This is a genomic window from Chelatococcus asaccharovorans, assembly GCF_003201475.1.
Classification (GTDB): domain Bacteria; phylum Pseudomonadota; class Alphaproteobacteria; order Rhizobiales; family Beijerinckiaceae; genus Chelatococcus; species Chelatococcus asaccharovorans.
The window spans coordinates 140,748-153,953 of sequence record NZ_QJJK01000011.1 but is presented as its reverse complement, the minus strand read 5'-3'; the positions used below and the strand labels follow the sequence as shown (position 1 = coordinate 153,953).

The window sequence follows — 13,206 nt, the reverse complement described above, 5'->3', positions numbered from 1 at the left end:
GGGCGGCGGTTCTCGGGTGACATCCCCGGCGAGGGCTTCAGCCCAAGGCAAGGGGATCCAGTCCTGCACGCTTCACGCCAGCTCAACCTGCGGCGCGGGCCCCTCGCCATAGGCCTCGCTCGCCGTCAGCAGCTCGCGCGTATAGGGATGGTTGAGTGTGCCGGCGCGCAACTGTGCGGCGTCGAAGCTGTCGACGATGCGGCCACCCTGCATCACCGCGATGTCGTGGCACATATGGGCGATGACCGCGAGGTCGTGGCTCACCAGCACGAAGGTGAGATTGCGCGCATCGCGCAGGTCCATCAGCAGGTTGAGGATCTCCGCCTGGACCGAGACGTCCAGCGCCGATGTCGGTTCATCGAGCAGCAGCACCTCAGGTTCGAGCATCAGCGCGCGGGCGATGGCGACGCGCTGGCGCTGGCCCCCCGAGAGCTGATGCGGAAAGCGGAAGGCGGCGGCGCGGGGAAGGCCGACGGATTCGAGCGCCTCGCCGACGACGCTGAGGGGCTTGTGGATCCCCTGGTTGCGCAGAGGCTCCAGCAACTGCGCCTGGATGGTCTGGCGCGGATGGAGCGAGCCGTAGGGGTCCTGGAAGACCATCTGCACGCGTTTGAAGAAGGTCTTCGGACGGTGCGGCGGCAGCGGCGTGCCATCCAGCAGGATCTCGCCGTCATAGGTGGTGTTGAGGCCGGCCAGCGCCCGCAGCACGGTGGACTTGCCGCAGCCGGACTCGCCGACAAGGCCGAAGGTCGAGCCGGTCGCGACCTTGAACGACAGGCCTGCGACCACGAGTGGCGCGTCATGGGCGAAGCGGATGTTGAGATCCCTGACCTCGATCATCGCGCCGCTCCCGCTCCCAGAAGCCAGGCCGGATCGCGCGTGAGCACCGGCAGGCGGCGCTGCTCGCTGTGGATCGAGGGCAGGGAGCCGAGGAGCCCGCGCGTATAGGGATGCTCGGCCTTGTCGAGCTCGGAGGCCTTCAGCGTTTCCATGATGCGCCCGGCATACATGATGACGACGCGGTCGCAGAAGCGGCGCACCAGATTGAGATCATGGCTGATCAGGATGAGGCCGAGGCCGCGGCTTTCGATGAGCTCGTCGAGCAGCGTCAACACCTCGAGCCGCACGGTGACGTCGAGCGCCGACGTCGGCTCGTCGGCAATGAGCACATCGGGACCGGCGATGAGCATCATGGCGATCATCACGCGCTGGCCCATGCCGCCGGAAATCTCGTGCGGATAGAGCTTCGCGACGCGCCTGGGATCGCGGATCTTCACAGCCTCCAGAATCGACAGCGTGCGCTCGGCCGCCTCGCGCGCGCCTGCGCGTCCCGGATGATGCAGCCGCCACGTCTCGGCGATCTGCTCCCCCACCGGCACGACCGGATTGAGCGAATATTTCGGGTCCTGCAGGATGAGGCCGATGCGCCGGCCCCTGAGGCGCATCATCTCCTTCTCGCTCGCTTTGAGCAGGTCCACGTCCTTGAAGGTGAGCCGATCGGCGGTGACGCGCGCCCCCGGTGGCGACAGGCGCATGATCGCGCGGCCGATGGTCGACTTGCCGGCGCCGGATTCGCCGACGATACCGAGCTTCTCGCGCCCCAGGGTGAACGAGATGCCGTGCACGACCTCCACCGCCGCCTCGCCGCGCCCGAAGGCGATGCGCAGATTTTTGGCTTCGATCAGAGGGTTGGTCGCGGTCTTCGCTGTGTCCATCATTCGCCACCCTTCGGATCGAGCACGTCGCGCAGCGCGTCGCCGGCGAGGTTGAAGGCGAGGCTGACCACGGCGATGGCAATGCCGGGCGCGGCCACGACCCATGGGGAATCCAGCATGTATTCGCGGCCGGTGGAGACCATGGCGCCCCATTCGGCCATCGGGGGCTGCGCGCCGAGGCCGAGGAAGCCGAGGCCCGCCGCCGTCAGGATGACGCCCGCCATGTTGAGGGTGATGCGCACGATCACCGACGGCAGGCACATCGGCAGGATGTGGCGCGTGATGATGCGCGTTCTCGAGGCCCCCTGCAGGCGCACGGCCGCGATGAAATCCGCGTTGCGCAGCGAGAGCGCCTCGGCGCGGGCCAGACGCGCCATCGGGGGCCAGGCGGTGAGCGCGATGGCGATGATGGCGTTGGTGATGCCCGGTCCGAGCGCCGCCGCAAAGCCGAGCGCCAGCACGAGGCCTGGGAAGGAGAGGAAGATGTCCGTGACGCGCATCAGCACTTCGTCCGCCCAGCCGCCGAGATAGCCGGCACAGGCGCCGATGATCAGGCCGATCGGGGCCACGATGATGGTGACCAGCATGATGATGTAGAGCGTCGTGCGTGCGCCGTAGACCACCCGCGTGAAAACATCCCGCCCGAATTCATCCGTGCCGAGCCAATGGGCCGCGGAGGGCGGCTGCAGCCGGCCCATCATGTCCTGGGCGGCGGGATCGTAAGGGGTGAGCCAGGGGGCCGCGATGGCGGTGGCGATGAGAAGGAGGATAATGCCGAGCCCCAGGAGCCCCAGCGGATGGATCGTGAAGCGGCGCCAGCCCTGGTAGAGCTGCTGCACGCTGGCCTGGAAGGCGTCCTTCGGGGTATCGGTCTTGAGCCAGCTTTTCGGCCGCGCACCGGAGGATGTCATGATCGCCGTCATCGCGTACGCGGGTCCAGGATGCGGTAGAGCTTGTCGGAGATGATGTTGATCGTCAGGAAGACGATGCCGATGAGCAGCACCGCGCCCATCACCACGTTCATGTCGTTCATCTTCAGTCCCCGGGTGAGATACTGTCCAAGGCCCGGCCAGCCGAACACGGTTTCGATCAGCACCGCGCCGTCGAGCAATCCGCCGAAGGTCAGCGCGATCACGGTGAGGAGCTGGACGCGGATGTTCTTGAAGGCATGGCTCCAGATCATCTGCCGGCGCGAGACCCCCTTGGCACGCGCGGAGATGATGTATTCCTGCCCGAGCTGCTCGAGCATGAAGCTGCGGGTCATCCGGCTGATATAGGCCACTGAATAGTAGCCGAGGATGGCGCCGGGCAGGATGATATGGGACAGCGCGTCGCGAAACACGTCCCATTCCCCCTGCAGGGCGGTGTCCAGCAGCATGAGCCCCGTGATCGGCGGCACCAGCCCCTCGTTGAGGATGTCGATGCGCCCGGAAGCGCCGACCCAGCGCAGCTTCGCGTAGAAGACAAAGAGCGCCATCAGGCCGAGCCAGAAGATCGGGATGGAATGGCCGGCGAGGCCGACAATCCGTGCGATATGGTCGATCAGCTTGCCACGGTTGACGGCCGCCACGATGCCGAGCGGAACGCCGATTAGCGTGCCGCACAGCATCGCGACGAGGGCGAGCTCGATGGTCGCGGGGAATACCGTGAGAAGATCCTGTGCGACCGGCCGGCCGGTGGTCAGGGATTGTCCCATGTCACCGGTCAGCATCCGGCCGATGTAGGATGCAAACTGCCGCCAGATCGGCTCGCCGAGGCCGAGCTCGTTGTAGACGCGCTCGTAGGTGGCCTTGTCCACCTCCGAGCCGGTGACGGCAAGGACCGGGTCCGCGGGCAGGAGCCGCCCCATCGTGAAGGTCAGCAGCAGAAGGCCGACCAGCGTGACCAGGATGGAGACGGCCTTGCCCGAGAACTGGCGCAGGCGCAGGAAACGTTGCGGTCTGTTGAAGGCTTCGTAAGTCGTCATCCGGCGCCTCGAAGCAAAACGTCAGTTCTTTTTCACGTCAAACCAGCGTGTCGACCAGGTGGGGTGACCGACATAACCTGTCACGCCCTTCTTGATGACATAGGGGTCCGTGCGCTGCAGGGTGATGATCAGCGAGGGTGGGAGCGCCTGATAGCCTTTGTCGACCTGCTGGAAGATCGCCTTGCGCTTTTCAGGATCGGTCTCGGCCTTCGACTCATCGACGAGCTTCAGCAGCTCCGGGGCCTCGAGCGCGGTACGCCAGAGGTAATAGCCGCCGAGCTTCGCCTCGTCGCGATTGTCCGGGTTATAGGCATATTGGACGAGCGTGCCGAAGGGGTCGGGCAGGCGGGTGCCGGAATTGCCGACCAGCACCTGGAACTTCCGGGCGCGGAAATCGGGCGTATGCTCGCCGGGGACGATCTCGAACTCGACGCCGGCCTTGCGCGCGCTGTCCTGGAGCGCGACGGCCATCTTGAGCAGCGCATCCGACGAGGGGTAGAGCGTCTTCTTGAGGCCGTTGGGATAGCCGGCCTCGGCGAGGAGCTTCTTGGCCTTTTCCGGGTCGTATTCATGACCGGTGGGCTCAGTCGTCGGCGCGCCGGCCATGCCCTTCGGAATGATCGACTGCCACGGAAAGCCGTTATATTTCATCGTCGTGGCAGCCAGCGGCTTCCAGTCGAGGATGTGCTGGAACGCTTCCCGCACCTTCGGCTTGGCGAGGTCCGGATCCTGGGTGTTCATGGCGATGTAGTAGAAGCCGAGGCCTGGGCCGGGATCGATCGTCGCGCCCTTTGCCTCGAGCGCCTCGATGTCGCCGCTCGCCATATACTGGCCGACGTCGATGTCGCCGGCGTCGAGCTGCAGACGCATGTTGCCGGATTCCGGCACGTGGCGCATGACGACGCGCTTCATCGCCGGGGCACCGCCCCAATAGTCGGCGCGCGCATCCGTCAGCAGGATGTCGTTCGGCCGCCATTGCGTGAGCTTGAAGGGACCGCTGCCGGCGCTGTTGCTCTTCAGCCAGTTCTGCGCCAGATCGCCATTCTTCTCATTGGCGAGCGCCGTCTTCTTGTCGATGATGCCGAGCGAGGCGCCGGCCAGTGAGTAGAGCACGAGATCGGTCGAGACCGGTTCGGGCAGCTTGATGACGAGCGTCTGCGGGTCGGTCGCCGTGACCAGGCTGTCCACATTGTCCTTGGTGAAGCCCCAGAGCGCGATGTCTGTCGAGCCGACGGCGCCCATCTTGATGACGCGCTGGATGGTCCAGGCCGCATCCTCGGCCGTCACGGGATTGCCGGAGGCAAACGTGGCGTCCTTGCGCAGCGTCATGGTGATCGTGCGCTTGTCGTCGGAGATCGTCCACTTCTCCGCCAGCATCGGCCGGATGGTGGTGAGGTCGTCCGGGTTCACCATGACCAGGTTGTCATAGAGGTTCGAGACGACTTCCGACACCGTGCGCGCGTTGATGGCGGCCGGATCGAGCGCCGGAATGGCGCCGAGATTGGTCCCTATGACGAGCGCGTTGGGTGGAGACGCAGCAAAGGCGCCGCCGGCGCCGGTGATCAGCGCCACTGCCGCGAGCCCGGCCAGAAGTCGGTATCTCATAAGGTGTCCTCCCTCGATGGACTGATGGTGCCGGGCATTTTTGCCCTTCGATGCACGTGATCTTGGAATTGGCACTTGATCTTGATTATCGGGGGCGGGCTCGTTGCGTGGCCCGCCCTTGATTGAAAAGAATACCGCAAATCCCGGCGTGGCCAATGGCCGGTTGCGGCTGAATGTGAGGTGCGGGCTTCACGGGAAGGCGGTCGAGCCGTCCGGGCGCGTCGCGACACGCCGCTCCCAATGCACATAGGCATCGGTCTTGAGAACGTCCTCATCGATCTCGACACCCCAGCCCGGCCTGTCCGGCCTGAGTTCGAGATAGCCGTCCTTCGGCAGATAGGGATCCTTGATGTACCAGGTGCCCTCCAGGCCCTCGCGCTCCACGGGCTTTTCCTCGCCGCCGCCCTGCAGGAAGTAGCCGGGCCCCTGCGGCAGGCGGTATTCCAGGATGCGGAAGTTGGGCTGGGCGGCGGAGAAATGCAGGTTGACCGCGGTGGCCAGCGGTCCCATCGGATTGTGCGGGGCAACCGTCACATAATGCGCCTCGGCGATCGCCGCAATCTTGCGCATCTCCAGGAGGCCGCCGATGACGCAGATATCCGGCTGGATGATGTCGGCGCCGCGCACGTTCAGGAGCCGCAGGAACTCGAAGCGGTTGTAGAGCGACTCGCCGGTCGCCAGCGTGCAGGCCATCTGGCGCTTCATGTCGCCCCAGACTTCCACGTTTTCCGGCCGCACCGGCTCCTCGAAGAACATGGGATCGTAAGGCGCAAGCGCATTGCCGAGCTGCACGGCCTGATGCGGCTCGAAGATGCGGGCATGGGCGTCGAAGGCGATTTCATAGTCGTTGCGCACGGTTTCCCGCAGGCTGCGGAAGTATTCCGCGCTCGTGCGCACAACTTCACCCCATCTGTTCTGATGGATATTGATGCGGTAGGGGCTCAGCTTGAAGGCGGTGAAGCCCCAACCTTCATTGAGCCGGTCGAATTCATCCCGTGCGGCGGGCGCGTCGGGGGCGGTATAGACGCCGGCATAGACGCGTACCCGGTCCCGCGCGTTGCCGCCGAGCAGCATATAGACCGGCACGCCGAGCGCCTTGGCGGAAATGTCCCACAGGCAATGGTCGATCGCCGAGATTGCCGCAAGGGTCATGGCGCCCGGTGGAAAGCGCGACTGCTGGAGAAGATACTGGATGATGAACTCGATGCGCCGGGGATCGCGGCCCTCGAGGAAGGTGTAGAGATAGTCGAGCAGCGGCGCGAGCGCACGGTCCGGCCCGTGGTTGTAGCATTCACCCCAGCCGGTGATTCCCTCGTCGGTATCGATTGCGACCAGAAGGCGCGGACGGTCCTTGTCGCGCGTCATAAAGGTCCGCAGGCGATTGATCTTCATGTGCGCCCTCCAATTGCCCGTCGCTTCTTGATGTGGGCCCTATCGCGGCAGCTCGCCCGCGGTGCTGTCGGCCCGCATGAGCTCTGCCTTGAACAGATCCGCGCCTGAAGCCAGGGGCAGCCCGAAGCTCTGGGCTGCCGCGAATTCCGGCGCACGCCGATCGCCGAGCATCGATCGCGTCTGTGACTAGACCTAGCTCATGAATCTTGATATATCAAGTCGCAATATATCAGACATCAATCCATTGGCCCGCGACGTCGCGGGCGGCTTTTGAAGAGGCCTTCTTGCAACGCCCGTTGGAGACCCTTGATCCGAACCTGCTGAAGGGCCTGCGCGAGCACGTCCATGAACGCTTGCGCCAGGCTATCATCGCGGGGCAGTTGCCGACGGGCATGCTGTTGAACGAGCGCAAGGTGGCGGCCGAGCTCGGCGTCTCCACCACGCCGCTGAAGGAGGCGCTGCGCCGGCTTGAGCTCGAGGGGCTGGTCAGGACCGAGCCGCGGCGCGGCATCCGCGTCACCTTCGATGCCGGGCAGGCGGAGGAGATGGCGCTGGCGCGCGCGGCGCTCGAAAGCATGGTGGCGCGCCTTGCGGCCGCCCGCATCACCGACGAGGCGCTCGACAATCTGCGTGGAATCACCGAGGGGATGAAGAAGGCGACGCAGTCAGGTGCGGTCAGCCGGCTTATCGAGCTCAACGAGGCGTTCCACGACGCGATCCACGCGGCGTCCGGCTGCCACTATCTCAAGCGTCTCCTCGTCGGGCAGTTGATCTACGACAAGGCCGCCCGGCGCTTCCTGCTCGGCGACAGGGACGAGCGTGGTCGTGCGCTCGTGGAGCATCTGGCCATTTTGGCCGCTCTCGAAGCGCGCGATGAAGACGGCGCGGAGCGGGCGATGCGCGATCACATCGTCCGGTCAGGCAAGCAGCACGTACAGACGGCGTTCGAACGCCGCTAGGAGTTGAGGACATGGGAAACGCCAACGGATCGGGATCAGCATTGCGGACGGCGCTCGCGGGAATTTCCGGCGTGCACGTCACGCCCTATGGCAGTGACGGGGCTGTCGATCGCGCACTTCTGGCCGATATCGTCGAGCGAATCGTCGCGGGTGGCATCCATAACGTGGTCGCCGCCGGCAATACCGGCGAGTTCTACGCGCTGACGCCGGATGAGGTGCGCCTCGTCCATGACACGGCTGTTGCGACGACCGCCGGCCGCAGCCGCGTGACCGCAGCCGTCGGGCGCTCGCTCAAGGAGGCCATTGCGCTCGGGCGCCGCGCCAAGGAGATCGGCGCGGATGCGGTCATGTCGCATCAGCCGCTCGATCCCTTTGCAGCACCCCAGGCGCAGGCGGCCTATTTCCGCGCGATCGCCGATGCGGTCGAGCTGCCGCTCGTCGCCTATGTGCGCTCGGACGCGATGAAGCCGGACGATCTCCTGTCGATCGCCAATCACCCCAACGTCGCCGGCGTGAAATTCGCCACGACCAATCTGATGCTGCTGGCGGAATGCGTGCGCGCCAGCAGCGCCGAGACGGCGATCTGGGTTTGCGGGCTGGCCGAGGGATGGGCGGCGCCGTTCTATGCGCTCGGCGCGCGCGGCTTCACCTCGGGCTTCGTCAATGTCGACCCCAAGCGCTCCCTGGCGATCCACACCGCGCTGGAGGCCGGCGACTATGCGCAGGCGCGCGAACGCGTGGCCGAGATCGCACGCTTCGAGATCCTGCGCACCAAATACGGCAACGGGGCCAATGTCACGGTGGTCAAGGAGGCGCTCGGCCTTCTCGGCCTGGCGGTCGGCCCGGTGCGCCTGCCCGGCCTGCCGGTGCTCGATCCCGCCGACAAGGACATCCTGAAGAGCGAGATGGCGCGCTGGGGCCTGACGGGTTGAGAGCCTACGTGTCATTCCCGGCGGGCTGCGTAGCAGCCCGGGAAGGGAATCCATGACCACGACCTCTCCTGAAAAGTGAGCTGGATTCCCTTCCCTCAGGCCTTCGGCCTTCGCCGGGAATGACACTGAGGATGGAACCCAGCGGGCCAGATTTAATCAGCGTTTTGTCAGGCAGCGCGTCGCCGAGGATAACACGGGCCGAGCGCGCGAGCGCCTTCGTCCCGACTTAAGCCGCTCTTTTCGGCAAGGGGCCGACATAGCGGGATTGCGGGCGGATCAGGCGGTTCGCCGCTTCCTGCTCCAGGACATGGGCCGCCCAGCCGGCGACGCGTCCCACCGCGAAGACGGGCGTGAAGGTCTCGCGCGGCAAGGCCAGGGCCTCCAGCACGAGTGCCGTATAGAACTCGACGTTGGTCTGCAGCGGGCGTGAGCGCTTGCGCTCCGCCAGGATGGCGAGCGCGGCCCTTTCCACCTCATCGGCGAACTGGATACGGTTGGCGCCGGCGCGCAGTGTCGCGGCCACGTGCTTCAGGACATCGGCGCGGGGATCGCGCACGCGGTAGACCCGGTGGCCGAAGCCCATCAGCCGCTCGCCGTTATCGAGCGCCTGTTCGAGCCATGGCCTGATCCGCTCGGGCGTGGCGATCTCATCGAGCATGTCGAGCACGGGGCCGGGGGCACCGCCGTGCAGCGGCCCCTTGAGCGCACAAAGGCCTGCGATGACCGACGAGACCATGCCCGCGCGTGTCGACGCGACGACCCGCGCCGTGAAGGTCGAGGCGTTGAGACCATGGTCGATGACCGTGACGAGATAGGTATCGAGCGCGTGGATCTCTGCGGGCGATGCCGCCTGGCCGCGCAGCATGCGCAGGAAGTCCGCCGCCTGTCCCAGCGCCGCGTCCGGCGCGACCGGGGCCAATCCGTCGCGATGGCGGGTGATGGCGGCGACGAAGACCGGCATGGCCGCCGTCACAAGGACATGGCCCGGAATGGGCGAGGCATCGGACAGCCCGGACAGCATCAGTCGCAGCGCTTCCACGGGGCTCAAGCCGGCGCTCATCGGCAGGAGGCGCTCGGCGATCGGGAAGGCTGCGACGCGCGCCGCGCCGAGCGCGTGGCGAACGGCCATTGCGTCGCCGGCCGCGGCCAGATCGCGCCACAACAGGCTCGACACCGCCTCGAAGCTCTGGCGTCCGGCGAGCTCTTCGAGGTCGAAGCCACGGATGATCAGGCGTCCGGCCTCGCCATCGACATGGCTCAGGGCGGTTTCGGCCGCGACAACGTCATCAAGTCCAACAGACATTGCTTGTCTCCTTTGTCGGAGATAACTTGATCCAACGATGCATATCGTCAATATTGATTGATATTATCAATATAAGGTCAGTGCCGTGGACGTCATCGACGCGGGCGAGGCGGTGGAGAGGCTCGGTGTCAGCCGCGCAACGCTCTATGCCTATGTGAGCCGAGGGCTGGTGCGGGCCGTGCCGGATGCGGGCGATCCGCGACGCAGCCTCTACAGCGCCACCGATATCGACGGCCTCGTGACGCGCAAGCGGCGGGGGCGGAAGCCTGAGCGTATCGCGGCGAGCACCCTCGACTGGGGTGTGCCCGTGCTTACGTCGCATATCACGCGCATCGAAGGCGGCAGGTTGAGCTACCGTGGCCATGACGCGCTGGAGCTCGCGGCGACTGCCTCCTTCGAGGCGGTGGCCGCCTTGCTCTGGGGCTGCGGCGACAGCGATCCCTTCGCGGCGCCCCTGCCGGCGGTGGAGCCTGCGTGGGATGAACTCTCGCGGTTGATGGCGGCGCGCCCCCTGCCGGAGCGATGCACGGCACTCCTGCCGCTGATGCCCGGCGCGAGCGCGACGCTCTGGCGGCGCGAACCGCGTCTCATCTGGCCCGCTGGCGCTGCGCTGCTGCGGACGATGGCCGGCGCCGCGGTCGGCCGTGCGCCAAGCACCGCACCGATCGAGGCGGTATTGGCGGAGGCCTGGCGGCTTGATCCGGGCGATCGGCGGGTCGATCACCTGCGCGCGGCGCTCGTTCTCCTGGCGGACCACGAGCTCAATGCATCCGCCTTTGCCGTGCGCGTCGTCGCGTCCACCGGCGCCTCGCTCGCGGCCGCGCTCGTCGGCGGGCTCGCGGCCCTGAGCGGACCGCGCCACGGCGGCACCACGAGCCTCGTCGAAATCCTGTTCGACGAGATCGAGCGCACGGGGGATGCCGCGCGCGTGGTCGACGAGCGCCTGTGGCGCGGCGACCTCCTGCCGGGCTTCGACCATCCGCTTTACCCGGATGGCGACCCGCGCGCGGTCGCGCTGCTCGGCCGGCTGCCGTCTGATGGTGAGCGTGACGCGCTCATCGCCGCTGTCGGCGCGCTCGGCAAGCGGCCGAATGTCGATTTCGCGCTTGTTTCCCTCAGGCGTGCCTTGGGCCTGCCGCGCGGCGCGGCCTTCACGCTGTTCGCAGTCGGCCGTACGGCCGGATGGATCGCCCATGCGCTGGAACAGCTCGCGGACGGACGGCTCATCCGCCCCCGCGCCCGCTACGACGGCGCTGAGGAGTAGGCGGCGAGGATCAATCGACATTCAACTTGAGGGCGCATTCTCGCGCTCGTGTCATCCCCGGCGGGCTGCGCAGCAGCCCGGGAAGGGGATCCAGAGATCGAGCGCGCCGAGCTTCATGGATCCTCTTCTCATGGATCTTCTCCCATGGATCCCCTTCCCGGCGGCCTTTGGCCACCGCCGGGGATGACACGGAGGTTCTCGTGCTGGCCTAACTTCAGCGTTGTGGCCGGGTTACCCCACCCGACCTCGCTGACGCGAGGCCACCCTCCCCGAGGGGGAGGGATCGGCGCGACTGCTCCCTCGTGTCATCCCCTCAATCGGAGCGGACGATCACCCGCCTCAAGCCGACAGCTGGTAGCTCCGGGCCTTGTCGCTCTGGTGGCGCGCCAGGATCTGGTTGGCCATCTTCTCGGCGATCATGATGGTCGGCAGGTTGGTGTTGGCGCGGGGCACGGTCGGCATCACCGAGGCGTCGACAACGCTTAAGCCCTCGACACCGATGACGCGCCCCGTGCTCGCGTCGACCACCGCCAGCGGATCGCCGGGATCGCCCATGCGGCAGGTGCCGGAGGCGTGCCAGCCGCCGATGGTGTGTTTGCGGACGGTGGCCTCCAGGAGGTCGTCGTCCGCCAGAACCGCCGCGAGCGCCGGGCCGGGCGCCAAGAGCCGCTCTATGACCTGCCGGCGTAGCGCCGCCGGCCCGTCGGTGAGGAGCGCGGGGCCGATGGTCATCAGCCAGTTGCGGGCGCTGATCTGTCCGACAAGCGCGGCCATGGCCCCATGGGTTGAGGCGAAGGGGTCGAGCGCGGCCACCCGCATCTCCGGCGTCGCGAAGACCGCCGCCATCCGGCGGAAGACGGCTTTCATGCGCGTGAGGTCGCGTGGGTCCGTCAAGAGCTGGAAGGCGACTTCCGGATAGACATTGGGATCGGGCGAGGTCAGCTTCACCCAGCCCTGGCTATAGGGCTTGTTGATCCAGCTGAACAGCGAGCCGATCCGCCGGCCGATGGGGTGCCAGGCGGATTTCGCGACGACGACGGTGAACATGTCGTTGGCGGGCGCATCCGGCATGTCCGAGGTGTAGCGCAACGCCATCTGCACATGGCGGCGCGGGGTCTCGCCCATGCGCGCGCCGGGTTTGATCCAGGCCGACATCGACATCGACGGATGTTCCTGCAGGTTGGCGCCGACGCCGGGCAGGTCATGGACGACGGGGATGCCTGTGGCGCGCAGATCGGCGGCGGGGCCGATGCCGGCCCTCAGCAGAATCGCCGGCGAGCGCAACGCCCCGGCCGCGAGGATGATCTCCCGGCCACGAACGATCTCGCCATTGACCTCGACGCCGACTGCGCGGCCGTCTTCCATCACGATGCGCGAGACGACGGCGCGCGCGCGGATCGTCAGGTTCCGGCGGGCGCGGGTCGCCGCGTCGAGATAGCCCATGGCCGCCGACCGGCGCTGCTTGCGGTCGGTCGTCAGGGCCATGGGGAACCAGCCGTCGTCAAAGCAGCCGTTCTGGTCCTCGATATTGCGATAGCCCAGCCGTTTGAAGGCGCCCGCCGCGGCCTTCGTAAAGCCCGGCCAGACCGCCTCGGGCACGCGGCTGATGGTGATGGGGCCATCCGTGCCGTGGAGCGGGCCGGTATAGTCGAGGTCGGTTTCGAGCTTGCGGAAATAGGGCAGGACCGAGGCCCAGTCCCAGCCGGCTGCGCCAAGCTCCGCCCATTCGTCATAGTCGTCCGGCGTGCCGCGATTGCCGAGCTCGCCGTTGATGGTCGAGCCGCCGCCCATGACGCGCGCCTGGCCGTAGGGCTTCAGCGGCGGCCGGCGTGGGTCGTTGTGCGGCACGGGCTCGAAATAGGCTTTCAGGCCCTGCCATTGATAATTGGCGTTGAAGGCGGCCCGATAGGGATAGACGTCCTTGATTTCGTCCGGCTCCTGGCCGGGAAGATGGTCCTCGCCCGCCTCGAGCAGGAGCACCTGGTTGGCGCTCCGGGCCGACAGGCGATTGGCGAGGACACAGCCGGCGGAGCCGCCGCCGACGATGATGAAGTCCCAATGCTGCGTCAT

General features: G+C 66.8%; 12 protein-coding genes. 3 read left to right on the top strand and 9 right to left on the bottom strand.

Features of this window, described 5'->3' with window-relative positions; genetic code table 11:
• Nucleotides 1–72: 72 nt before the first annotated feature.
• The 7 genes from C7450_RS24400 to C7450_RS34935 all read right to left on the bottom strand — a co-directional run bounded on the left by C7450_RS24400 (nt 73) and on the right by C7450_RS34935 (nt 6,849).
• Nucleotides 73–840 carry an ABC transporter ATP-binding protein gene (locus tag C7450_RS24400; protein ID WP_110377073.1) on the bottom strand — a complete coding sequence of 256 codons (768 nt, stop codon included), beginning with the start codon at nt 838–840 and terminating at the stop codon, nt 73–75.
• Entirely contained in the window at nt 837–1,718 is an 882-nt protein-coding gene (locus C7450_RS24395; protein WP_245450088.1) for an ABC transporter ATP-binding protein, read from the bottom strand. Before C7450_RS24395 ends, C7450_RS24400 begins: the two co-directional genes overlap by 4 nt.
• Nucleotides 1,715–2,626 (bottom strand): nickel transporter permease, encoded by a 912-nt coding sequence (gene nikC / locus C7450_RS24390; RefSeq protein WP_245450087.1) that lies wholly within the window; start codon nt 2,624–2,626, stop codon nt 1,715–1,717. Before nikC ends, C7450_RS24395 begins: the two co-directional genes overlap by 4 nt.
• A gap of 8 nt (nt 2,627–2,634) precedes the next feature.
• Nucleotides 2,635–3,681, bottom strand: a complete 1,047-nt coding sequence (locus C7450_RS24385; protein WP_110377071.1) for an ABC transporter permease — start codon at nt 3,679–3,681, stop codon at nt 2,635–2,637.
• Between the two features lie 21 nt (nt 3,682–3,702).
• Nucleotides 3,703–5,286, bottom strand: coding sequence for an ABC transporter substrate-binding protein (locus C7450_RS24380; RefSeq protein ID WP_110377070.1), 1,584 nt, complete (start codon nt 5,284–5,286; stop codon nt 3,703–3,705).
• A 189-nt stretch (nt 5,287–5,475) separates the two neighbouring features.
• Complete coding sequence (locus C7450_RS24375; protein ID WP_110377069.1) at nt 5,476–6,678, bottom strand: mandelate racemase/muconate lactonizing enzyme family protein; 1,203 nt, start codon at nt 6,676–6,678, stop codon at nt 5,476–5,478.
• A 39-nt stretch (nt 6,679–6,717) separates the two neighbouring features.
• A complete protein-coding gene (locus C7450_RS34935; protein ID WP_267209854.1) occupies nt 6,718–6,849 on the bottom strand; it encodes a hypothetical protein in 132 nt (43 codons plus the stop codon).
• 113 nt (nt 6,850–6,962) lie between these two features.
• On the opposite strand from C7450_RS34935, the gene C7450_RS24370 reads away from it, so the two are divergent.
• Together C7450_RS24370 and C7450_RS24365 are read left to right on the top strand one after the other, a co-directional pair.
• On the top strand, nt 6,963–7,637 hold the full coding sequence (locus C7450_RS24370; protein WP_110377068.1) for a GntR family transcriptional regulator: 675 nt from the start codon (nt 6,963–6,965) through the stop codon (nt 7,635–7,637).
• A gap of 11 nt (nt 7,638–7,648) precedes the next feature.
• Nucleotides 7,649–8,569 carry a dihydrodipicolinate synthase family protein gene (locus tag C7450_RS24365; protein WP_110377067.1) on the top strand — a complete coding sequence of 307 codons (921 nt, stop codon included), beginning with the start codon at nt 7,649–7,651 and terminating at the stop codon, nt 8,567–8,569.
• Nucleotides 8,570–8,795: 226 nt separating this feature from the next.
• Here C7450_RS24365 and C7450_RS24360 read toward each other — a convergent pair whose 3' ends face one another.
• A complete protein-coding gene (locus tag C7450_RS24360; protein ID WP_110377066.1) occupies nt 8,796–9,872 on the bottom strand; it encodes a citrate synthase/methylcitrate synthase in 1,077 nt (358 codons plus the stop codon).
• A gap of 85 nt (nt 9,873–9,957) precedes the next feature.
• Here C7450_RS24360 and C7450_RS24355 point away from each other — a divergent pair, with 85 nt between their 5' ends.
• Nucleotides 9,958–11,136 carry a citrate/2-methylcitrate synthase gene (locus C7450_RS24355; protein ID WP_245450086.1) on the top strand — a complete coding sequence of 393 codons (1,179 nt, stop codon included), beginning with the start codon at nt 9,958–9,960 and terminating at the stop codon, nt 11,134–11,136.
• 339 nt (nt 11,137–11,475) lie between these two features.
• Here C7450_RS24355 and C7450_RS24350 read toward each other — a convergent pair whose 3' ends face one another.
• On the bottom strand, nt 11,476–13,206 hold the full coding sequence (locus C7450_RS24350) for a GMC family oxidoreductase (RefSeq protein WP_110377065.1): 1,731 nt from the start codon (nt 13,204–13,206) through the stop codon (nt 11,476–11,478).